Raw genomic sequence first — 20,404 nt, forward strand, 5'->3', positions numbered from 1 at the left:
TGGATCGAGGGTGGCACAGTCAGGGCTGCGCCGGATCCGGTGCGGCAAGGACGGGCTGATCCCTCATCTCGAGGGTATGGCCCGCCTGGCGATAGTGCTTGTAGCGCTCGCGGGCTTGCTGCTTTTGCGTTTCGTCAGTGGGGACAAAATCTACCACTTGAGCGAAGTGTCCTGCAAACAAAGGTGTCTGCCGGGCCAGGTTGATGAGGCAGGCATAGCGCCGCCGTGGCGGCTGATAGCCTATCTCCACCGGGGCCTGACCGCTCTCCCCCTGCAACTGGTGCGGCACGAAGCGATCGGGCGGCAACTGCCACAACAGTTCGTCCAGACGCAGGGCCTGGGCCTCGTCCTCGCACAGCAGATAGAGGTGGCCTGCGCTCCAGCCATCGGCCGCAAGCTGGCAGGCGAGGCGCTCGACGGCGGAGGCATCCGCATCATCGGGCTGGCTCATCAGGTAAAAGGTCACTTGGCTCATCAGGTCGGTCCCGTTTGGCTGTGACGGACTGCGATTGGCCGTCTTCGGGAGCCGCGTCTGGCACGGACTTCCCGGATTCTCTCAATGAAACAAGGAAGAGGCAGGCCTCTTCCTTGTGATACAGGGTAACGCCTTCTCGCATCGCTCTTCGAGTCGATGGATAAGGGAATCACTCCTTGTCTTCGACGTCCGCCACGCCGGCCCGGTTGAGCAGGAACTGGGTCAGCAGGGGCACAGGACGGCCGGTGGAGCCCTTCTCCTTGCCGCTCTTCCAGGCGGTCCCTGCGATATCCAGGTGGGCCCAGTTGTACTTCTTGGTGAAGCGCGACAGGAAGGCGGCGGCGGTGATGGTACCGGCCGGACGGCCACCGATGTTGGCCATGTCCGCGAACGGGCTTTCCAGCTGCTCCTGATACTCGTCGAACAGAGGCAGACGCCAGGCGCGATCGCCGGCCTGTTCGGAGGCGTTGAGCAGCTCGTGGGCCAGGGGGTTGTGGTTCGCCAAGAGGCCAGAGGTATGGTGGCCAAGGGCGATGATGCAGGCACCGGTCAGGGTCGCCACGTCGATCACGGTCTCGGGATCGTAGCGGTCCACATAGGTGAGGGCATCGCACAGCACCAGGCGGCCTTCGGCGTCGGTGTTGAGTACCTCGACGGTCTGGCCGGACATGGTAGTGAGGATGTCACCGGGGCGGTAGGCGTTGCCCCCCGGCATGTTCTCGCAGCCCGCCAGCACACCGATGACGTTGATGGGCAGCTGCAACTGGGCCAGGGCGTGCATGGTGCCGAGCACGGAGGCGGCGCCACCCATGTCGTACTTCATCTCGTCCATGCCGTCTGCCGGCTTGATGGAGATGCCGCCGGAGTCGAAGGTCAGCCCCTTGCCCACCAGCACGATGGGCTTGGCGTCGGAGTTGCCCTTGTACTCGATGATGGCCATCATGGCTTCGTTCTCGGAGCCGCGGGCCACTGCGAGGTAGGAGTTCATGCCGAGCTCGGCCATCTCCTGCTCCCCCACCACCCTGGTGGTGATGTTGTCATAGGCATCCGCCAGACGGCGGGCCTGGGAGGCGAGGTAGGCGGGGTTGCAGACGTTGGGCGGCATGTTCGCCACGTCGCGGCAGATGCGCACCCCTTTCGCCACGGCCAGGCCGTGGTTGATGGCGCGCTCGCCTATGGTCAGTTCCCGACGCGTCGGCACGTTGAAGACCAGCTTGCGCAGCGGACGGCGCGGTTCGGCCTTGTTGGTCTTGAACTGATCGAAGCTGTAGAGGCCCGCCTTGGTGGTTTCCACCGCCTGACGCACCTTCCAGTAGGTATCCCGACCCTTGACGTGCAGCTCGGTCAGGAAGCAGACCGCCTCCATGGAGCCGGTTTCGTTCAGGGTGGTGATGGTCTTGTTGATGATCTGCTTGTACTGGCGCTCGTCGAGTTCGCGCTCCTTGCCGCACCCGACCAGCAGTACGCGCTCGCTAAGCACGCCCGGAACTTGATGCAGCAGCAGCATCTGGCCCGGTTTCCCTTCCAGGTCGCCACGGCGCAGCAGCGAGCTGAGGTAGCCGTCGCTGATCTTGTCCAGCTGTTCGGCAACCGGAGAGAGGCGGCGGGGCTCAAAAACGCCGACCACGACGCAGGCACTGCGTTGCTTCTCAGGACTGCCACTCTTTACACTGAACTCCATGGAATCTCCTACATCCTAAAGACAAAAGGCACCATTTATTGAATAATGCGGTGCTTGTTGGGGTATCAGAGGCGGAGCGAACAGTCACAGGCTCCGCAGTTCAAACTGGTAAAAATCCAATATAGGGCCCTATTTTTCAGGCATTCGACTAAAAACACAAGTTTACTTGGGAATGACTGTGATCGTTTTCCGATATTTGTTCAGGGAGACCCTGAAAACCCAGCTAGCGGTGCTGTTCGTGCTGCTGCTTATCTTCGTCAGCCAGCAATTTATCCAGATCATTGGCGATGCCGCCGATGGTGAGGTGCCGACGCGCCTGGTATCCACCCTCCTGCTGCTCAACCTGCCGAATATGGCGTTGTTGATGCTGCCTATCAGTCTGTTTTTAGCCATTCTGTTTGCTCACGGCCGTTTGTACGCGGAAAGCGAGATGACGGTGATGCACGCGGTGGGTTTCAGTCACCGTTTCATCATGGGCAGCGCCCTGGTGCTGGCCTTGCTGACCGCCGCCGTCGCGGCGTTCAATACCGGCTGGGTCGCCCCCCAGGCCAAGGAGCGGGAGTACCAGGTGATCGACGAGTTCAAGGCCGATCCCGGTATCTCTTTCCTGCAGGCCGGCCGCTTCATGGAGCTCGACAAGGGGCGCCTGGTGGCCTACATCCAGGATCTGAACGACAAGGGGTCGGAGTTGCAGAAAATCTTCGTGCTGCAACGGGCCGAGGGTGGCTCACCCCCGTCAGTGGTGGTGGCCAACGAGGGGCAGGTGACCGCCGACAGCAACGGCTTGCAGTGGCTGACCCTGAAGGATGGCTCGCGCTACGAGGGGCATTTCACCGGCAAGCAGTTCCAGGTATCGGAGTTCCGTGAATACAGCCTGGTGATCCGCCAGCAGGAGATGGAGCGATCCAACCGCAAGGCGGCGGCCAAGCCGACCCTGGCATTGCTCGGCACCCAGGACAACCAGCTGATGGCCGAATTGCAGTGGCGCCTGTCGCTGCCCCTCTCCATCCTGGTGCTCACCTTCCTGGTGGTGCCGATGGCGCGGGTCAATCCCCGTCAGGGGCGTTACGCCAAGCTGCTGCCGGCCATCCTGCTCTATCTCTCCTATTTCCTGCTGCTCAGTGCCGCCCGGTCGGCCATCGACAGCGGGCGTCTGCCCCACTGGCCCGGGATGTTCCTGGTGCCCCTGGTCTATCTGCTGCTGATAGGGTTGCCTCTCAACCTGCAGGGCACCAGCTGGTGGAACGGGGTCAAAGGGCAATTGTTCAAGAGAAAGTCAGCGTGATGCTGCAACCTGGGAGTCTCTGCTGATGTTCGGCATTCTCGATAGATACATAGGCAGGGTCATCTTCATGTCGATCCTGCTGTGCGAGCTGACCCTGGTCGGGCTGGCCGCGCTCATCAAGTACGTGGAGCAGTTGAAGGCGGTCGGGGAAGGCAACTACGACATGCTCAACGCCCTCTACTACGTGCTGCTCTCCATGCCCAAGGAGGCGGTGCTCTTCTTCCCCCTGGCGGCCCTGCTCGGTGGCCTCATCGGTCTGGGCCAGCTCGCGACCAGCTCCGAGCTGGTGGTGATGCAGGCGGCGGGTCGCTCCAAGATCAGCATCGTCATGGCGGCGCTCAAGACCGCCATTCCCCTGATGCTGCTGGTGGGGCTGATGGGCGAGTACGTCGCACCGGCCGCCAAGCGGATGGCGGATGACATCAAGGCGGGGGCCATGTCGGAAGGGCGGCTCACGGTCTCGGCCTACGGGGTCTGGGCACGGGATGGCAACAACTTCGTCAACATCAACGGGGTGCGCAACGATGGCGCCCTGACCGGCATCACCCTCTACCGCTTTACTCCGTCCCGCAACCTGATCGACGTGGTGCAGGCGAAGGAGGGGGGGTTCGAGGATCACCACTGGCTGCTGAAACAGGTGCACATCACCCGGTTTGACGATCCCACCCGGATCCAGGACGAAGAGCATGCCCAGATGGCCTGGCAATCCGAGCTGACCCCCAAGCAGCTCGGGGTGGTCAGCATCGATCCCGAGAACCTGCCCATCTCGGGGCTGCGGGACTACATCGGTTATCTGGATGCCAACAAGCAGGATGCCGGACGCTACAAGCTGGAGATGTGGCGCAAGCTGCTCTCACCGCTCTCCGTGGTGGCCATGATACTGCTCGCCTCCTCCTTCATCTTCGGCCCGCTGCGCTCGGTGAGCATGGGGGCGCGGATGCTGATGGGGATCATGACCGGCTTCGCGGTCTATGTGAGCGACAGGGTGTTCGGCCCGGTCAGCCTGGTCTATGCGGTCCCGCCCATCCTCGCGGCCATCGCACCCAGCCTGCTGTTTGGCGGCATCTCCTTCTATATCCTGAGCCGCAAGCAGTAGCAGCCTGAAGGGCGAGGGCTGCTGACAAAAGGCGGCCATTGCTCTCGATGCACCGTTTCCGTCAAGGTTCTGGGCTGCAAGCAGTCAGTTCTGGTCAACAAAAAGGGCACCTCGGGGTGCCCTTTTTCGTTGCCGTCTTGGGATCAGCGATTGAGTTGCTCCAGGTTTTCCGTCTTGCCGAGCACCACCACCTCGCACTCGGCCCAGATGTCCTGGAAGGCGCGGGGGCGGGCGCGATTGAACACACACAGCAGGTTGCCCAGGCCAAAGGCCGAGGTGGCGAGCCGGATCAGGGCCTGGGTGACGCGAATATTGCTGCCGTCCAGGTTCTGGATGCGCAGGCGCCAGGCCCGCATGCCGATGGTCTGGCCGGCGCGGACCCAGAACCAGGTGTAGAAACCGCAGATGACGAAGGCCAGCCAGGCGCTGTAGAGGGGGCTGGTGAGCAGCCAGGCGGCATCCTTGCCCTCGGGGACGCTCGCCATGCCGGTGGCCAGCAGCAGGTGGGCCACCCCCATGCCGATGAAGCCGGCGATGATCAGCAGGGCAATCACCACCAGATAGTCATAGAGCAGGGCGCCGAGACGGCGCAGCAGACCGGCGGACGGATGCCGGGGAGCAGGCTGGAGAGGGGAGGGGGTCTTGCGCTTGGCCATGATGATTATTCCATTAATATGATGCGGGCATTCTATGTAACTGGCCTGGCATCGGCAAGGCGTTGAATAAATGAGCAAACAACGGTGGGCGCAAGAAAAACACCTTGCATGGCCAAGCGCCATTCGTATAATCCCTCGCAGCTGCCCGGGTGGCGAAATCGGTAGACGCAGCGGATTCAAAATCCGCCGTAGCAATACGTGTCGGTTCGAGTCCGACCCCGGGCACCATTCATTCAAACCCTGTTTGGTCAACAGGTTAGCGCGGCAGATGCGGCGTTATGTCTCCTGAGTACTGCGGTTGAAAACCAAAACTTCGTGCAATTTCGTGCAAGAGGATTTCAACCATGGCAAACATTCAAAAAATCACCGGAAAGCGTGGCACTAGCTATCGCGTTCAGTTCATGAAGAATGGCCGTCGAATTGGTCAAACCTTCAACACCAAAAAAGCCGCTGAAGCCTTTATGGCACAGCTCATTGTTTACGATGACATGGCCAATGCTTTGACGCATTCCAGCCTTTCCACAATCCTCATTGATTCCGCAATAACGACATTTCTCGACCAGTATAAAGGCCGTGATCGCTCGATCATCCAGCGTCTTGGTTGGTGGGCTGAGCACCTCAAGGGGAGGCCTGTCGGTAAGGTCACGCGTCAACATATCAAGGCTGCCCTGGATGTGCTGACAAAGGGCAAGAAGTCCCCGGCCACCCTTAATCGCTACAAGGCGGCTATCTCCAGCTTGTTCGAGTGGTTTAACGAGCAGCACAACACCAAGCACAATCCTGCCCGCGAAGTTCGCCAGAAGGCTGAGGATAATGGCCGCACCCGCTTCTTATCTGATGATGAGCTCTCCCGCCTCTTGAAAGCTGCAAGTACCAGCAAGTGGGAGCGTTTGCATCTGCTCATCCACATGGCTATTGCAACCGGAGCCCGTAGGAGTGAGCTGATCAACCTGAAATGGTCAAATCTCGATTTTCAGAGTAAGACTGCGCACCTGCCGCGCACTAAGAATGGCTCGCAGCGTGTTTTGACGCTGACAGCAGCCGTCATTCAAGAGCTAATGCCGTTCCGCCAGGTGGGAGATGCCTATCTGTTCCCCCACACTTCGGCATTGCATGGGCCGTTTGAACACTTCGATCATCACTGGAAAGTTTGCCTTATCGAGGCCGCAATCACCGACTTCCGGTTCCACGATTTGCGCCATACCTGCGCCTCTTTGCTTGCCATGAATGGTGCGACTCTGTTGGAGATCGCCAACCACTTGGGGCACAAGACCCTTGCGATGGTTATGCGGTACGCCCACCTGTGTGTGGCACACAAAGCAGCCCTGACTGAGCGCGTTTTCGGTTCCATAGCAATAGATAGGCTGTCAACTATCTGCACACGCTATCCCCTGAAAGGGGGTGAGGAAAAGGGAGGGGCAACAACAGATAGCCTTTTCTAAATAGCAGATGTCAGCCATGTAAAAAGCCTTCGCAATTGCGCCAGTGGTTCGAGGGCTATTGAGCACACTTGAAGACGAGTTCCAAGATGAACACTTCAAGCATATTCACCAAGGCTGCAGCTCAACAAGGTGAGCGAGCAGCCGATTCCGTATGGGACACATCTCTGATGAACTACTTCGACGAAGTCGATAGCTTCGAGGATTTCTGTAAACTGCTTGCCAAAAACATTGCCAAAGCACATCACGGTGGAACCAATCTGACTGATTGGAAAGTCTATGCCAAAAACAAGCACGTAGTTCACATGGTGGTAGCCCACTACAACAGCGTCGTCAACCAGGATGGAATCCCAGCGCGCTGGGTGATGAAGTTTGTTGCTGAGGGCCTAGCGCGTCACCTTAAGAACAAACCTCTATGGTCTACTGTCTCAAGAGGGGGGGAGAGTTGTGGGCTCCCAGCATTCGTCCAATACATCAATGAGCGATATCCTCGCAACCAGAGCAACATCGCAAAGCATCTCGGTGTTACGGATCGGACGGTATACACACTCCTTAGCGCTCGAAGTGATAGGATCAGCTATGCGCTGAATGTACTCCGGGACCGCTTGAAAAATAAAGACCTCGATGGTCTTCTTAGCGTATCTATTCACCAGGACGGGGTTGACGGCATCAGTTCTGCCGGGATGGGATAATCTGTCTTCTCGATGCACGCCCTGACCACGGCCCTCAACCACTCCTGTGGGCAGCGGCCCAATCGCTTGCCGGTCTCCACCAACGACAGGATGCGCTGGCGAAACAGCTCGCCCCGGTGAGACCACACGCCGTAGCTACCCTTGCGCCAGAGCACATAGCCACGCAGCGCCCGCTCCGCCTCGTTGTTGGTCAGCGCTATTTCGTCGTCAGTCATAAACCGCCACAGCATCTCGTCATCCCGCAGCAGCAACTGGCATCGTCCACGGTAGCGTTTGCTGCACAACAGGGCGCCGCGCTCCAACTGGCTTCGCCAGCTTTGCCGGTAACGCGCGAGCCTGCGCAGGTATTTCTGCTTGCTCAACGCACCGCTTTCCCAACGGTGCCGGGTACGAAACACCGCATCCGCCAGCAAGACCAACCGGGCACCGATGGGCTGGTTGCACTGCTCGCTACTCTCGGCGATGGCCACGAGATTGCGGGCCACGTGGGCCCAGCACAGTTGCCGCTGGTCGGCGTCGATAAACCGGTAGCCGGCGTACTGGTCGGTCACCAGCACCCCGTCAAACTCGGCGCCCAGCAGCCGCTTGGCCGCCTCCTGACCACGGCCATAGGCCGTCATGAAGCAGACGGCTATCTTGCTCAGCGCCAGCCACATCCAGCGGCGCTCTCCACCCCGCTGATGCCGGGTCTCATCGGCATGAACGTGGGTGGCCGTCTGCACCTGCTGCTTGATGGCCTGGTAGGTCGGGGTGAGCATGGCACTCACCCGCCCCTGCGCCTCACTGATGGCGCCCCGGCTAAAACTCAGGCCGAAATGCTGTTTGAGCTGCTGCTGTATCTGGCTGACGCTCTGGTGAAACTGGCCGCTTTGCAGCGCGATGTAGCTGAGCAGATTGGCCCCCATCTGGCTGCTGCTGACGTTGTCTGGCAGTGCGGCCTGGGTCGTGCCGATACACCGTGAGCAGGTCGCACGATACAGTTGGTGTTCGGTGACGAGATAGCTCACCTCGGGCAGCTCGAACACCTGATGAACCTGATAGGGTTTGGCATGGGCCACCATGTCCCCGCCACAGCAAGCGCAATCGGCGGCAGGGTAATGCGGGACCAGGGTCAGGCGGGCATCAAGCGGATGCCGCTCGCGGCGATGTCCCTTGTGACCGGGCTGCGCCCCCCGTTGCTTGCCGGACGCCGGACGCTTGCGGGCCGGCGGCGGTGCACCGGGGCCGTCGCTGGAAGGCGGCTTGGAGGAGTTGCCGCTGTGCTGATTGAGGCGGTCCTCCAGCTCGGCGATGCGGTCGAGGAGCTTATAAATCAGCTCGTTGGCCTGCTCCAGAGTGGTGGGCATTCCCGCGGAATGCATGGTGTTTTTGCTCATGGGGGGAGCGTATCTAAGGAGCAGGATCAAGCAAGCAGGAAAGTGGGATCAAGAGACGATCGTCTCATTTTTCCTGTGTCAATACTGTTCCGGTGAATACTTACTTCTTAGCGACCTCCCTGACGTTGACAAGGTCGACAAAAGGGCAAAGGAGGCTATAAAGCAAATCGAGGACAATGTCGGGTCGCTCTATTGCGCCGAAACGGGTGAGTTAAGTTTGGACAAATTGAACGATTTGAACAAGAAGGCATTTGGACGGGATTAGCCTGTCATGGTCAGACTCGAGTGCCACCCTTCCATCGGCAGTTGGCTCACCACTACCGTCGACGATTTCCCGTACTGATCATCCATGACTTCCAGCAGACCGTGCGCTGCTCTGCATTCACCATCGCCTCCAGTCCCCAGTCCCCAGTCATCCAGGATCAACAACTCAAGCCGGGCCAAATGGTTCAGCATCCGGGGGTCACTGCCATCCACCCTGGCCTGACCCAGTTCCAACAGCAGCAGTGACAGCCGGTAGTAGCGGGTGCTGCACCCTTGCAGACACACCTGAGCGCCCAGCGCGCAGGTGAGATAGGTCTTGCCACTACCACAGGGACCGGTGAACAGCAGGTTCTGCCCGCGCACCAGTCACTCCCTTTGTGCCAGGCTGGCCGGTCAAGGTTACGCGCACAATGGTCGTCCACCTCCTGCACCGCGGCCTGGATCTTGAGCCTGGCCTGCTTCACCAACCGGATCTGCTTACGCTGCTCCCGGCTCAGTTGCTCATGTTCAACCAGCAGGCTCAGCCGCTTGCTAAACGCCAGCCCCTCATAGGTGCCAGCCTGCTCCTAGTGTTGTTGCAGTGCCTCGGCCATCCCGGTCAGTTTCAGGGCGTGCAGCGCCCCGCGCCCTCCCCCCGGCTGGACAGACTGCCTAGCCATTTGCTATTGCCGAGAGACTGCAGGGCCTGCTTGATGGGCACGAAGAGCCCCAGCCCCCCTGTTTCGGCAACTTGCAGCAATTTAACGTCCCGCCTTTTGGGGTACAAAGCAGACTCATGACATCACTCTGGTGCTGGGCTCGGCGCCTTACCATCTCACAACCTTCATCTGAGATCTCTATTCCTACAGCGATCATCTATTCGGAAGAAAACTATTTTTTGTTTGCTTCCGGTTTCGCCCATGAGGTTCGGGTAAACATGTCCTCGCCGGTCCTGACTAGGCCGGGTTCAACCGCAGTTTAGAGACATTATTCAGGAGAAAATACAATGAATGAAATGAGTCTTATTTCGATGTCGCAAGACCTGAATAACTGGGTTGCCATGGTAGAGCTGCCGAAGGCGTATCCGCAGTTTTCCAAAGCATCGCTGAAACACTTGTTCTGGAAGCGGGCTGAACGTCCTGGCTTGGAGCGTTGCTCTCGCCTGGTAGGCAAGAAGCTGTATATCAACGTGCCGATGTTCGGCCTGTGGCTGGCCGGTCAATTGCCTGAGCAGCAGTAGGTGACGGATGACCAAACCCACTGAAACTCAAGCACAGCGCGGCCCCCGTGCCAATGACGTGCAGAATGTCGTGCAAATGGCGCCCTTCACCAAGTTTTCGGACCTGAAGAGTTTGGGCACCATCGTTATCCATACTGGGCACCAAGCAGACCCGAACGCCGAGAACCGCGAAATCTGGCAGCGTACCAACAATGTCTCCATCCAATCCGCCGACCCCATCACCGGAGAGCAGGAGCCAGTCCAGAGCCTCTACGTGAGCAATAAGCAATTGGAGGAAGGCGGCAAGCTGTATCAGATGGCTGATGGTGACATGACGACCAAGTTAATCATTCATGTTCGCGGTTCCCTCCCAGTCCAGAAGCTGCAACGGCTGGCCTCCGAGCTGCGCAAGCAGGCACCCAATGCCGCCATCTATCGCGGGCGCAATGGTGACACAGCCGAACCCTGGGACAATTTGGTGAATGCCGTGCTGGCTGCTAATGATGAGGCCCATCAACCCGAGTCATTCCCGTTGGTTGCTGGTTATGCCGGGTTTGATCGGCAATCGGCGTATTTGATCAAGGGGCTGCTGCCTGCTGAGAGCATGTGTTCCATCTACGGCCCGTCCGGCTCGTACAAGTCGTTTGCTGCCGTGTCGCTGGCTTGCCATGTTGCGACCGGCAAGGAGTGGGATGGTCGCCGTGTGGAGGAGGGCGCTGTGCTCTATATCGCTGGTGAGGGTGGCCCAGGTGTGTCACGGCGCATCCGCGCTTGGTGCGACCAGTACAACCGTGGTCAGGATGTGTTCAACTTCTACCGCATTGATATGCCGGTATTCATGGCTGATGGTGCCCAGATCGCCCGCCTGAATGCTGCCGTTAATCAGGTGAAGGAGGCTACCGGTCAGCCCGTGCGGCTCATTGTGGTTGATACGGTGGCTCGCTGCTTTGGTGGTGCCGATGAGAATAGGGCTGCGGATATGGGGGCCTTCATCAACGGTTGCGACACAATCAAGGCGCTGACCAAGGCCGTTATTCTTCTGGTTCACCACACCGGTAAGAACGAGGACAACGGCGCTCGCGGCTCCAGCGCGTTCCGTGCTGCCCTGGATGCTGAATTTCTTCTCAAGCGTGAAGTGACAGACGCCCAAGCGTTCACCTTGCTCTGCACCAAAATGAAGGACGGCGACGAGCCCGGCCGCCGCGCATACGACCTGCGTACCCGTGTCGTTTGTTATGACGACGACAACGACGAGGTAACGAGCTTGGTGGTTATCGCTGATAGTCGCGACCCGGCAGACCCTGACGAACTGGAGGATGCTGGCAACGTGACCGTGAACCACAAGGCGCTGTTCCACGTCATCCGGGAGGCTTGCGAAAAGCAGGGAGGGCCCGCCAAGCGGGCAACCATCATCGAGCAGATGAAGGCGGCGGGCACTTGGCACAAAGCCAACGGCTCCCGCTGGTTCAAGAAGCTGATAGATGAGGGGGTTATCGGTTTCGACTCCCAAAAAAAGACAGTCTGGGTAATGGGGAGCGCCGAGGACTAAAAGTGATGGTGAGGTGATGGCCGATGATGGCCATCACTGCAAATAACCAGCCACCATCACTTTTCTTGCTTATACGAATAAAGTGATGGTGAAGGGGATAAATTGACCTGAAAACCGCGCGGTTACTGGGATAAGGCGGCCATCACTGGGTCTATTTTTTCAGGTGGTAGTGATGGCGAGTAAAAGTGATGACCTAGTGATGGCGAAGTGGCAGCTATTTCGCGACAAGGCGCTGTCCTAGGAAAAATTCGAGAAGGAGATCCGGAAGCAGGCAAAGCCCGCTAAAAGTATCATGGTCAAAGGTCCCCCAGGGCCTTTTTTCGTTTTTGCACACGTTTTTTCCCGCTGCTGGCCGTAATGCCTTGCCCTGAGTAGCTTAGCGCCGGATGCGTAATCCGCTGACCCTGCTAGGGAAGGTGCAAAGTGGGCCACAGACCATCTGGATGGACGACCATGTCATCAAAAAGTGGCATTGCCAGACACACCATTGTAGGTGGGGCGCGGCTCCACTACAGCGATAGCACCATAGAGTCAGCACATATGCTCAAGAGGGAGAAGCTGATAGGGGAAAGGTGAATTGGTTTATCGCCGCACATCCGGGCGGCGGTTACCGGCCTCCCCCTGTGGGGCTGGATACCAACTTGCCCCCTAGCAAATACTGGTCGCCTATGACCAACACCCCTATATCAACAACAGACTCCCCAAACTGGCACAGTATCGAACTGGCGTTCTGTGCTGGCTGCCAGAGTGTGCGCCAGATAGCGATAGAGCACGGCGTCTCACATACCGCCATCAACAAGCGGGCCAAGACGCGCAATTGGTTCAGAGTCGCAACACTAGGTAACGTTTCCTCATCTTCAGATATGCCAAAGGCCCCTATACTTGGAGCCGAACATGTAAATTCAACAACTAAGGTTTTGATCCCAGTTTTCACTTCTCAGGTTTCCACTATGGAAACCAATACGTCGGACTCCAAGCCGCTACCTAGAGGCCGTCGAAGCGCATTCACGAACGAGTTGGGTGAGGCTATATGCAGCGCCATTGCTGATGGGATGAGTTTACGTGCAGTGCTTGCACGTCCGGGCATGCCGTCCAAATCCATGGTGATGCGCTGGCTGGCTGATGAGCGCTACATAGAATTTAGGGACCAGTACGCGTGCGCGCGCGAGGATCAGGCCGATAAATTGGCCGAGGAGATCCTCCAGATTGCCGATGACGGTAGCAATGACACCTACCTCGATGCCAGGGGCAACGTCAAAGTTAACCATGATGCGATTGCACGCTCCCGCCTGCAGATAGATGCCCGTAAATGGCTGGCATCGAAGCTGGCCCCCAAGAAGTACGGTGACGGGGTGCGGCAAGAAAACTCTTGCGCCAACAGCGGGAGCGAAAAGGTGAAATCGACCATCACGTTCGTGTATCCCCCCAACAGGGACAAGACGGCAATGTGATAAAGGATGACTGAAAGTGCAAGAGTGAATTAAAGCTCAAGAATCAGCGCTGTAATCTCGTCCGGGAAGCTGGCACGCAGCAAGCCACAGGCATGCAATCGCTGGATCCACTGCGCATCATTGACGTCGGTTTTGCGCCCAGGGACTGCCCGAGCATCCCGGGCATTGGCCAACACGACCTGCAAGCCATGGGTCTCCAGGATCTCGTAAACGGATATCCAATACACGCCTGTCGACTCCATCGCCACGGTGGTGATCCAGAGCTCGACCAGCCAGGCCGTCATGCGTTCCAGATCAGTCGTGAAGGCCTGAAAGGTTTGGACTGGCTCTTCGGTGAGAGCGGTGGGCACCGCGACCACATGGAACCGCGCGCCGATATCGATGCCAACGGCGCGTGCATGAATGATCGGTAAACCGTGCTCAGCGTTGTGCTTTTTCATTAATACCCCTCCATCACAGATAGTGCCGGACGGGGACTCGGATTTGATCACATTCCTAAACGGGGTCACAAGGTGCCACCACTCACGGGTCCACACATTAACCCTACCGATGTGTCCCTATCCCACACCTCAAACTTCGAGATTGCAAGGTGGCCAATACTGTCCCGGTGAACGACTACCTCATCCTGGTCTCTTGTCAGTAATAAAATGCGATGGACTGATACGCAGCATCAACTCATCGACATGTTATCGTGCGAGGCATATACTACCCGCAAGAGCACCAACTAGCGATCATTAACCCGAAACGGCAGCCAGGATGTCCAACGAACAGCTTGCAGACTTGACCCAGCCCCAGCGCGACCGACTTGCGTTCATTGAGTTGCGCCTGCGCTTCATCGGAGATATTCGCCGCCAAGACCTGGTGTCACGCTTTGGCATCCAGGCGGCAGCGGCAACCCGGGACATCGGAATCTACAAGGATCTCGCCCCTGGCAACCTGGATTACGACACCAAGAGCAAGGTGTACTGCTACGCGGATGGATTCACGCCTGTCTTTGATTTCCCGGCAGAGCGGGTCTTGGCGTGGCTCTCACAGGGTTTTGGTGATGGCGAGCCTTCGGCCCTCAAGTCCTGGATCACTTGTGAAATTCCTTCCAGGTTCACGAAGCCAGGACTCGACACACTCGCTTGTGTGACCCGGGCAATCCATCAGGAGCGCCCGCTAAAAGTCTCCTACCACTCCCTGTCGAGCTGCGACATCGAGCGCGAGATCGTACCGTTTGCGTTAATCGACAACGGTCTGTGCTGGCATGTGCGCGCCTTCGATCGTCACAGCAAAGATTTCCGAGACTTCGTCATCACGCGCATGCAGCGATCCATGATGCTGAAAGAGAGCGAAGTCCTGCCCCATGAAAAAAGTGACCAGGACATTCAATGGACACGGATTGTGGAGCTGGAGCTGGTGCCACACCCCGATCAACCGCGACCCGAGATCGCGGAGATGGATTACGGCATGACCGGCGGCATGGTGAAGATGAAGCTCCGGGCAGCGACTGCCGGCTACATCTTGCGCAAATGGAGCGTCGACTGCTCCGCAGACCATAGCCTTCGTGGGCCTGAGTACAGACTTTGGCTTAAGGACCACTTGGCTTTGTATGGCGTTAAGAACGCTGTGCTGGCGCCGGGGTATGCGCCCTTGGATGCGGCTCGCTCGGGAGCGGAATGTGACTGAGCAATGGATACAACTGCCTACGCCAGTTGCGTCGACAGAACAAACGAATGACGAGAGTTGAGATGAAAGAATCCTACCTACCCACGTTGCTGCAAATGAGGATGCTTGTTGGCTTCCTTGGCGAGCGTGCGCAGTGCGCCTGGTGGCCAACGGCGTTCTATGAGGCATCAAGCCGGCTCTTCCTGGAGCCGGTCTTCTCGAAAACACCTCGCCTTGCTCAGTACCACGGTGTGCTGGAAGCAGCCAGACGATTGCACGACGAGCATTTGAGCGTGGGTAGCTACCACCTGTTCCGGCTGCCTGAAGAAGTCGAACAAGACCTGCATACGATCGTGCAAAGCAGCGCGGGGGAAGAGCTTGCCAGCCAGGTACCACCCAGTAAAGAGGCTGCGCTGGATGCGTTGAAGCGCTTGGCATCGACGAGCGCCACGTCCAGCGTGGGGCCAACGGCGGTCGGAAGCATCAAGGAAATCGATTCCACCGACACCCTGAAGGCCATCGCGGCAGCCTATCTATCGGCGTTCACGCAGGACGCCAAAACATATCCGTATCTGGTGGGTTGATCGTGGCCGACAACAAGCCCTACACGACACAGTTACAAGCAGGCCTTGGGCTCGTCAACGAGACCAAGACGCTGCTCGAGCTGTGGTCGCCAGGCATGTCGGCGAATCAGTTGCATCAAGTCGCGCTGGAGTCTGGTCGATTCCCCACAGTTACCGCGCGCCGACTCCGCAATATCGTCGTCGAATGCTTTGCCCCGCGCTATCTGGTCAATGGCGGTACACCGGCTGCTCACCTCAAGCGCCTGTCGACAACAATTTCCACTGTTGATCTGACGCAGCTCATGCTGGTTTTCACGAGCCGCGCCAATCCCATTCTTGGTGACTTCGTGCGCCACGTTTACTGGGCTCGATACGCCGGTGGATACACACAGATCACCAATGAAGACGCCCGTGCCTTTGTCGAGCGAGGCATCGATGATGGCAAGACAGTTAAACGCTGGTCTGAGACGACAGTGCGGCGCGTTTCCGCCTACCTGACCGGGTGCTGCGCCGACTACGGAATGCTTGAGCGCGGTTTGCGTTCGAGCCGCCGCATCCTGCCGTTCCGCATCTCGCCGTCTGCGGCTGCATATCTAGCCTATGAGCTGCACTTTTCCGGCGTGGGTGATAACGCGCTGCTGACCCACGAAGACTGGCAGCTGTTTGGCCTGGCACGGGAAGACGTGCTGGAGGAAATCAAACGACTCTCGCTGAAGGGGTTGCTCATCGTCCAGGCTGCTGGCGACGTGATCCGCATCAGCTGGAAACAACAAGACATGGAGGCGCTCTGCGATGTCCTCACTCAAAGCTGATTTCGACGAATTGCGCGAGCGCATCCGCCACGGGCGTGAGCTCGGTCATGCGAGCTTCGAGCCGATTTACTACCTAGTCTTCCCACCAGAGCAGATCCTCGAGGTGAAGCGGCAAACGCCCGCTTGGGTGGCCAAGCTGCATCAGGAAGGCTGGGACGTGCACACGTTCTCCATCGCTGAACAGATCTGGGCCCTGCTCAAAGACGACCCGTTTTGGTCGCTGTGCGTGATGGAGGACAAGTCCGCTCCGCTGGATTGGCCGCGTACCAACAAGGCGCTGGCGGACATTCTGACGGCGGATAACGGCCTGCTGAAGCGACTTGAGGATGCCCTGCAGCCGCTCGAAGGCCAGCAGAACGCGCTGCTCTTGGTAACGGACCTTGAGGCACTGCATCCGTTTATGCGCATCGGCGCCATCGAGAGCCAGCTCCAGGGCAAGTTTCATGTGCCGACGATTTTTCTGTACCCCGGCGTGCGAACCGGCAAGACGCGCCTGAAGTTTCTCGGCTTCTACCCGGAAGACGGCAATTACCGCTCCGTCCACGTCGGCGGCTGAACAGACAAAAGAACCCTGGGATAAACCTATGACCATTCGCTCACTCTTCGACCCAAGCAAGGACATCTACCGGACCATTGAGAAGGTCATCACCTATGGCGCCTCGCAAGAAGGCCGCCTCAAGGCTGAGATCTCCGAATACGTGGTCACCGAAAGCATTGAGGAGCAGTTTCGCAAGCTCCTCGATCGCATACAGCTCGCGATGGAGTCCGGTGGTGAAAACGAGGTGGGCGTCTGGGTCTCAGGCTTCTACGGCTCCGGTAAGAGCTCGTTCACCAAATATCTCGGCCTGGCGTTTGACGATCAGCGCACCATCGACGGCACGCCGTTCATCAATTACCTGCAGGACCGCCTGCACAAGCCACAAACCAAGGCCCTCCTCAGCACTGTGGCGAAGCGCTTCCCTGCCGCTGTGGTCATGCTCGACCTCGCCAGCGAAATGCTCGCCGGCGCCACGATGGAAGATGTTTCCACAGTCCTATATTTCAAAGTGCTGCAGTGGGCCGGCTACTCGCGCAACCTCAAGGTCGCGGCCTTCGAGCGCATGGTCGAAAAGGATGGCCGCACACATGAGCTCCATGAACGGATCTCCAACGCACTGCCGGGCGCAACCTGGGCCCGAGTACAGAACAACCCACTGGCAATCGATGGACTGATCCCCAAGATCGCCCATGAGATGTACCCAGCACTCTTCCCCGAGGCCAAGTCCTTCTCTTCCAGCACCGAGGGCTTCTTCCAGTTCGAAGACCAGCGCGTGCAGGAGATGATCGACATCGTCCGCGAAAAAAGCGGCAAGCAGAACATCATTTTCATTGTCGACGAGGTCGGTCAGTACGTGGCCTCTCGCGACAACCTGATCCTCAACCTCGATGGCCTGGCCAAGAACCTCAAGCGCCTGGGCGACGGCAAGGCATGGATTATCTCTACCGCGCAGCAGACGCTGACGGAAGACGACCCACGCGCCGCACTGAACTCCGACAAGCTCTACAAGCTCAAGGACCGCTTCCCGATCCAGATCGACCTCGAATCGAGCGACATCAAAGAGATCTGCTATCGCCGTCTGCTCGGCAAATCACCAGCGGGTGAAACCGAACTCGGCAAGCTGTTCGACGCCCACGGCCAGGCACTGCGACACAACACCAAGCTGCAAGACGCCAAGTACTACGACGCGGACTTCAGCAAAGAGAGTTTCACCAATCTCTACCCGTTCCTGCCGGCGCATTTCGACATCCTGCTGCACCTGTTGGGCGCGCTCGCCAAGTCCACTGGCGGCATTGGCCTGCGCTCCGCGATCAAGGTGATCCAGGATGTCCTGAAAGGCGAAGGCGGCTCTAAGGCAATGGCCGATCAGCCTGTGGGCTGGCTGGCCACCACGGTGACGCTGTACGACGAACTGGAAAAGGACATTCGCCGTGCCTTCACGTCGATCCACCAGGCGGTCGGCAAGGTGCAGATTCGCTTCCCGGACTCGCAGCTCCATCAGGACATCGCTAAGTCCGTCGCCGTGTTGCAGATCCTCGGCAACTTGCCAGTCTCGGTGCAGAACGTCGCCAGCCTGATGCATCCCTCCGTCACGGCACCTTCGCAGCTCGACACGGTCAAGAAAGCCGTCGAAGAGATGCTGAACGATGTGCATGTGCCGCTCGGCGAAAAGGATGGTAATCTCGTGTTCCTCAGCGAGAAGCTGCGAGATATCGAGCAGGAGCGCGGTGCCATTGCACTGCGCACCGTGGACGTGAAGCGCATCTTCAACGATGCGTTGCGCGAGTCCTTCGATCCGCTACCCCGTGTCAGTCTCCATGGCACGATGGCCGTTGCAACGGGCCTGAAAGTCCAGTCCGGCAGCGCCATCACCAGCCTAGCCGGTGATCAGAGCACCATCCAGACCGTTGTCGAGTTGGTGCCCGCCAGCGACTACGACACCGCCAAGAACCGGATGCTGGATGACTCCCGCAGCCGGGCGGGTCGAAATGTCATCGGGCTCCTGGCTCGCACCAATTCCGAACTCGACGATCTGGCAAACGAAATCTATCGCTGCCAGCGCATCGCCGAACTACATCGCAACGAGCCTGACCAAGAGGTCAAGGACTACTGCACCGGCCAGCTCGACCGTGCTGCCAAGCTGGCTACCCAGCTCCAGAGCAAGATCAAGCAAACCCTGCAGGCAGGTTCATTTGTGTTCCGTGGGCAGGCCACGGCGGTATCGGCACTGGACGCCGACCTACTGGAAGCCGCTAAAAAACTGCTCTCTGACGTGGCCGACCAAGTGTTCGACCGGTACGTAGAAGCTCCGGTGCGTGCGGGAACTGACACCGCCGAGAAATTTCTCAAGGTCGCCAACCCCGCAGCCATCAGCAGTGCGCTGGATCCGCTCGGTCTGGTGCAAACCGTGGCCGGTCGTGCCTCGTTCAAGACCGACCATAAGGCGATGATCAGCATCCGCGACTACATCGACAAGCGTGGCACGGTCGATGGCAAGCGCCTGCTCGACGACTTCAGCAGCGACCCGTTTGGCTGGTCACCTGATACCACGCGCTACATCGTGGCCGCCATGCTCATGGCGGGCGAAATCAAGCTTAAGGTCTCGGGCCGTGAAGTCACAGCTGCTGGACAACAGGCGATCGATGCCCTGAAGACCAACAACTCCTTCAAACAGATCGGCGTCGCACTGCGCGACGAACGCCCGTCCATCGAAACGCTCGGCCGCGCCGCTGAGCGGCTCACTGAACTGGTGGGAGACATGGTGATCCCGCTGGAGCAAGAGATCAGCAAGGCGGCGGCGAAGCACTTTCCGCGCTTCCAGCACGACTACGGCTCCTTGGCCGAAAAGCTCAGCGGCCTTGGGTTGGCAGGCAGTGACCGCATTCGCACCTTGAACCAGGACATTGCCGACGTCCTGTTCACCGATGCCTCAGACGCTCCGCAGCGCCTGGGTGCCGAAATTTCAGCCATCTACGACAACCTCAAGTGGGCCCTCGAAGTGAAGCGGGCGCTCGACAACGGGCTCGACGCCACCTTGCGCGACTTGCAAGCCCATCGCCGCGACATCGAGGCCTTGCCGGACACTGGCGTGCCAGGAGAGTTGCGCCGCGAACTCGCCGAAGACCTGGGAACACTGTCAGAGCGCCTTGGCAAAGAAGACTTCTACAAGCACGCCGCCGACTTCAATTCGCAGCTCACCCATCTGAAGGGCCGCGTACGCGATGCCGTCATCACGCTCTCCGACCAGCAAAAGCTGCGTTTGAAGGAAGGCGTCGAGGATCTGCAGCGCATCCCCGAGTGGGAAGAACTCACCCAGGAGGAGCGCGGCAACGCCGTGAACCGGCTGGACGGACTCGCCCTGGCAGCAACGCAGGATCTGGCTGGACTCAAGAAGCTGTTGGCCCGCGACTACGACATCAACAGCACCCTCGACGACCTGAAGCGGTTCATTCAGAGCCAAGGCCAGGAGAGGCTTCGCCAGCGCATAGAGCAAGAGCGCGCCAAGAACGGAGAAAAAGGCCCAGCCAAGCTGACCAAGTCGATCGCGATTCCAGTGAAGATGACGTCGGCTGCAGACATTGAGGCGTTGATCCAACAGCTACAGGAAATCAAGGCACAGCTTGGCCTTTATGCAGAGGCGGAAGTCAACTTTGTAATGAATGGCGGGGGGGCTGAGTAG

18 protein-coding genes, 1 tRNA gene and 1 pseudogene are annotated in these 20,404 nt (G+C 58.7%); 13 read left to right on the top strand and 7 right to left on the bottom strand.

The window, feature by feature from the left end:
* Positions 1–19: 19 nt before the first annotated feature.
* The gene (locus C2U30_RS17220; RefSeq protein ID WP_043154142.1) at positions 20–475 is read right to left on the bottom strand and encodes a DNA polymerase III subunit chi; all 456 of its coding nucleotides are present in this window, start codon (positions 473–475) and stop codon (positions 20–22) included.
* A 169-nt stretch (positions 476–644) separates the two neighbouring features.
* Positions 645–2,156: a leucyl aminopeptidase gene (gene pepA, locus C2U30_RS17225; RefSeq protein ID WP_043154144.1), complete on the bottom strand. Its 1,512-nt coding sequence runs from the start codon at positions 2,154–2,156 to the stop codon at positions 645–647.
* Between the two features lie 172 nt (positions 2,157–2,328).
* On the opposite strand from pepA, the gene lptF reads away from it, so the two are divergent.
* Together lptF and lptG are read left to right on the top strand one after the other, a co-directional pair.
* Positions 2,329–3,441: an LPS export ABC transporter permease LptF gene (gene lptF / locus C2U30_RS17230; protein WP_029313726.1), complete on the top strand. Its 1,113-nt coding sequence runs from the start codon at positions 2,329–2,331 to the stop codon at positions 3,439–3,441.
* A gap of 25 nt (positions 3,442–3,466) precedes the next feature.
* Positions 3,467–4,537: an LPS export ABC transporter permease LptG gene (gene lptG / locus C2U30_RS17235; RefSeq protein ID WP_103244170.1), complete on the top strand. Its 1,071-nt coding sequence runs from the start codon at positions 3,467–3,469 to the stop codon at positions 4,535–4,537.
* A gap of 143 nt (positions 4,538–4,680) precedes the next feature.
* Here lptG and C2U30_RS17240 read toward each other — a convergent pair whose 3' ends face one another.
* Complete coding sequence (locus C2U30_RS17240) at positions 4,681–5,193, bottom strand: RDD family protein (RefSeq protein ID WP_199767287.1); 513 nt, start codon at positions 5,191–5,193, stop codon at positions 4,681–4,683.
* A 143-nt stretch (positions 5,194–5,336) separates the two neighbouring features.
* Here C2U30_RS17240 and C2U30_RS17245 point away from each other — a divergent pair.
* From C2U30_RS17245 to C2U30_RS17255, 3 genes are all read left to right on the top strand, one after another.
* Positions 5,337–5,421: transfer RNA gene (locus C2U30_RS17245), tRNA-Leu, on the top strand.
* 116 nt (positions 5,422–5,537) lie between these two features.
* Positions 5,538–6,635 carry a tyrosine-type recombinase/integrase gene (locus C2U30_RS17250; protein WP_103244172.1) on the top strand — a complete coding sequence of 366 codons (1,098 nt, stop codon included), beginning with the start codon at positions 5,538–5,540 and terminating at the stop codon, positions 6,633–6,635.
* 86 nt (positions 6,636–6,721) lie between these two features.
* Positions 6,722–7,324 carry a hypothetical protein gene (locus C2U30_RS17255; protein WP_158654921.1) on the top strand — a complete coding sequence of 201 codons (603 nt, stop codon included), beginning with the start codon at positions 6,722–6,724 and terminating at the stop codon, positions 7,322–7,324.
* Here C2U30_RS17255 and C2U30_RS17260 read toward each other — a convergent pair.
* The 3 genes and pseudogenes from C2U30_RS17260 to C2U30_RS23120 form a co-directional block, all read right to left on the bottom strand.
* Positions 7,279–8,700 (bottom strand): IS66-like element ISKpn15 family transposase, encoded by a 1,422-nt coding sequence (locus C2U30_RS17260; protein WP_032495448.1) that lies wholly within the window; start codon positions 8,698–8,700, stop codon positions 7,279–7,281. The genes C2U30_RS17255 and C2U30_RS17260 overlap by 46 nt on opposite strands.
* Before the next feature lie 261 nt (positions 8,701–8,961).
* Positions 8,962–9,327 carry an ATP-binding protein gene (locus tag C2U30_RS23115; RefSeq protein WP_324761739.1) on the bottom strand — a complete coding sequence of 122 codons (366 nt, stop codon included), beginning with the start codon at positions 9,325–9,327 and terminating at the stop codon, positions 8,962–8,964.
* Between the two features lie 86 nt (positions 9,328–9,413).
* Positions 9,414–9,506 (bottom strand): annotated as a pseudogene (locus tag C2U30_RS23120) (ATP-binding protein); the annotation flags it as partial.
* Positions 9,507–9,949: 443 nt separating this feature from the next.
* Here C2U30_RS23120 and C2U30_RS17275 point away from each other — a divergent pair.
* From C2U30_RS17275 to C2U30_RS17285, 3 genes are all read left to right on the top strand, one after another.
* Entirely contained in the window at positions 9,950–10,183 is a 234-nt protein-coding gene (locus C2U30_RS17275; RefSeq protein WP_186301945.1) for a hypothetical protein, read from the top strand.
* 7 nt (positions 10,184–10,190) lie between these two features.
* Positions 10,191–11,711 (top strand): helicase RepA family protein, encoded by a 1,521-nt coding sequence (locus tag C2U30_RS17280; RefSeq protein WP_103244175.1) that lies wholly within the window; start codon positions 10,191–10,193, stop codon positions 11,709–11,711.
* Positions 11,712–12,661: 950 nt separating this feature from the next.
* Positions 12,662–13,162, top strand: a complete 501-nt coding sequence (locus C2U30_RS17285; RefSeq protein ID WP_199767288.1) for a terminase — start codon at positions 12,662–12,664, stop codon at positions 13,160–13,162.
* A 29-nt stretch (positions 13,163–13,191) separates the two neighbouring features.
* Here C2U30_RS17285 and C2U30_RS17290 read toward each other — a convergent pair whose 3' ends face one another.
* Positions 13,192–13,602, bottom strand: coding sequence for an IS110 family transposase (locus C2U30_RS17290; RefSeq protein ID WP_199767289.1), 411 nt, complete (start codon positions 13,600–13,602; stop codon positions 13,192–13,194).
* Between the two features lie 316 nt (positions 13,603–13,918).
* Here C2U30_RS17290 and C2U30_RS17295 point away from each other — a divergent pair, with 316 nt between their 5' ends.
* From C2U30_RS17295 to brxC, 5 genes are all read left to right on the top strand, one after another.
* Positions 13,919–14,833, top strand: a complete 915-nt coding sequence (locus C2U30_RS17295; RefSeq protein ID WP_103244176.1) for a WYL domain-containing protein — start codon at positions 13,919–13,921, stop codon at positions 14,831–14,833.
* Between the two features lie 62 nt (positions 14,834–14,895).
* A complete protein-coding gene (locus C2U30_RS17300) occupies positions 14,896–15,396 on the top strand; it encodes a BrxE family protein (protein WP_199767290.1) in 501 nt (166 codons plus the stop codon).
* Positions 15,397–15,398: 2 nt separating this feature from the next.
* On the top strand, positions 15,399–16,187 hold the full coding sequence (locus tag C2U30_RS17305) for a DUF1819 family protein (protein WP_103244723.1): 789 nt from the start codon (positions 15,399–15,401) through the stop codon (positions 16,185–16,187).
* On the top strand, positions 16,168–16,743 hold the full coding sequence (locus tag C2U30_RS17310; protein WP_004146420.1) for a BREX protein BrxB domain-containing protein: 576 nt from the start codon (positions 16,168–16,170) through the stop codon (positions 16,741–16,743). The genes C2U30_RS17305 and C2U30_RS17310 overlap by 20 nt, the downstream gene beginning before the upstream one ends.
* A gap of 28 nt (positions 16,744–16,771) precedes the next feature.
* Positions 16,772–20,404 (top strand): BREX system P-loop protein BrxC, encoded by a 3,633-nt coding sequence (gene brxC / locus C2U30_RS17315; protein ID WP_103244178.1) that lies wholly within the window; start codon positions 16,772–16,774, stop codon positions 20,402–20,404.

It is taken from the genome of Aeromonas sp. ASNIH5 (genome assembly GCF_002902865.1).
Classification (GTDB): Bacteria; Pseudomonadota; Gammaproteobacteria; order Enterobacterales; family Aeromonadaceae; genus Aeromonas; species Aeromonas caviae.

Coding starts and splice junctions, on each gene's coding strand:
- C2U30_RS17310 (WP_004146420.1), top strand. CDS start 16,168: ATGTCCTCACTCAAAGCTGATTTCGACGAATTGCGCGAGCGCATCCGC.
- C2U30_RS17220 (WP_043154142.1), bottom strand. CDS start 475: ATGAGCCAAGTGACCTTTTACCTGATGAGCCAGCCCGATGATGCGGAT.
- C2U30_RS17300 (WP_199767290.1), top strand. CDS start 14,896: ATGAAAGAATCCTACCTACCCACGTTGCTGCAAATGAGGATGCTTGTT.
- C2U30_RS17255 (WP_158654921.1), top strand. CDS start 6,722: ATGAACACTTCAAGCATATTCACCAAGGCTGCAGCTCAACAAGGTGAG.
- C2U30_RS17280 (WP_103244175.1), top strand. CDS start 10,191: ATGACCAAACCCACTGAAACTCAAGCACAGCGCGGCCCCCGTGCCAAT.
- C2U30_RS17275 (WP_186301945.1), top strand. CDS start 9,950: ATGAATGAAATGAGTCTTATTTCGATGTCGCAAGACCTGAATAACTGG.
- C2U30_RS17240 (WP_199767287.1), bottom strand. CDS start 5,193: ATGGCCAAGCGCAAGACCCCCTCCCCTCTCCAGCCTGCTCCCCGGCAT.
- lptF (WP_029313726.1), top strand. CDS start 2,329: ATGACTGTGATCGTTTTCCGATATTTGTTCAGGGAGACCCTGAAAACC.
- C2U30_RS17260 (WP_032495448.1), bottom strand. CDS start 8,700: ATGAGCAAAAACACCATGCATTCCGCGGGAATGCCCACCACTCTGGAG.
- C2U30_RS17290 (WP_199767289.1), bottom strand. CDS start 13,602: ATGAAAAAGCACAACGCTGAGCACGGTTTACCGATCATTCATGCACGC.
- pepA (WP_043154144.1), bottom strand. CDS start 2,156: ATGGAGTTCAGTGTAAAGAGTGGCAGTCCTGAGAAGCAACGCAGTGCC.
- lptG (WP_103244170.1), top strand. CDS start 3,467: ATGTTCGGCATTCTCGATAGATACATAGGCAGGGTCATCTTCATGTCG.
- brxC (WP_103244178.1), top strand. CDS start 16,772: ATGACCATTCGCTCACTCTTCGACCCAAGCAAGGACATCTACCGGACC.
- C2U30_RS17295 (WP_103244176.1), top strand. CDS start 13,919: ATGTCCAACGAACAGCTTGCAGACTTGACCCAGCCCCAGCGCGACCGA.
- C2U30_RS17250 (WP_103244172.1), top strand. CDS start 5,538: ATGGCAAACATTCAAAAAATCACCGGAAAGCGTGGCACTAGCTATCGC.
- C2U30_RS17285 (WP_199767288.1), top strand. CDS start 12,662: ATGGAAACCAATACGTCGGACTCCAAGCCGCTACCTAGAGGCCGTCGA.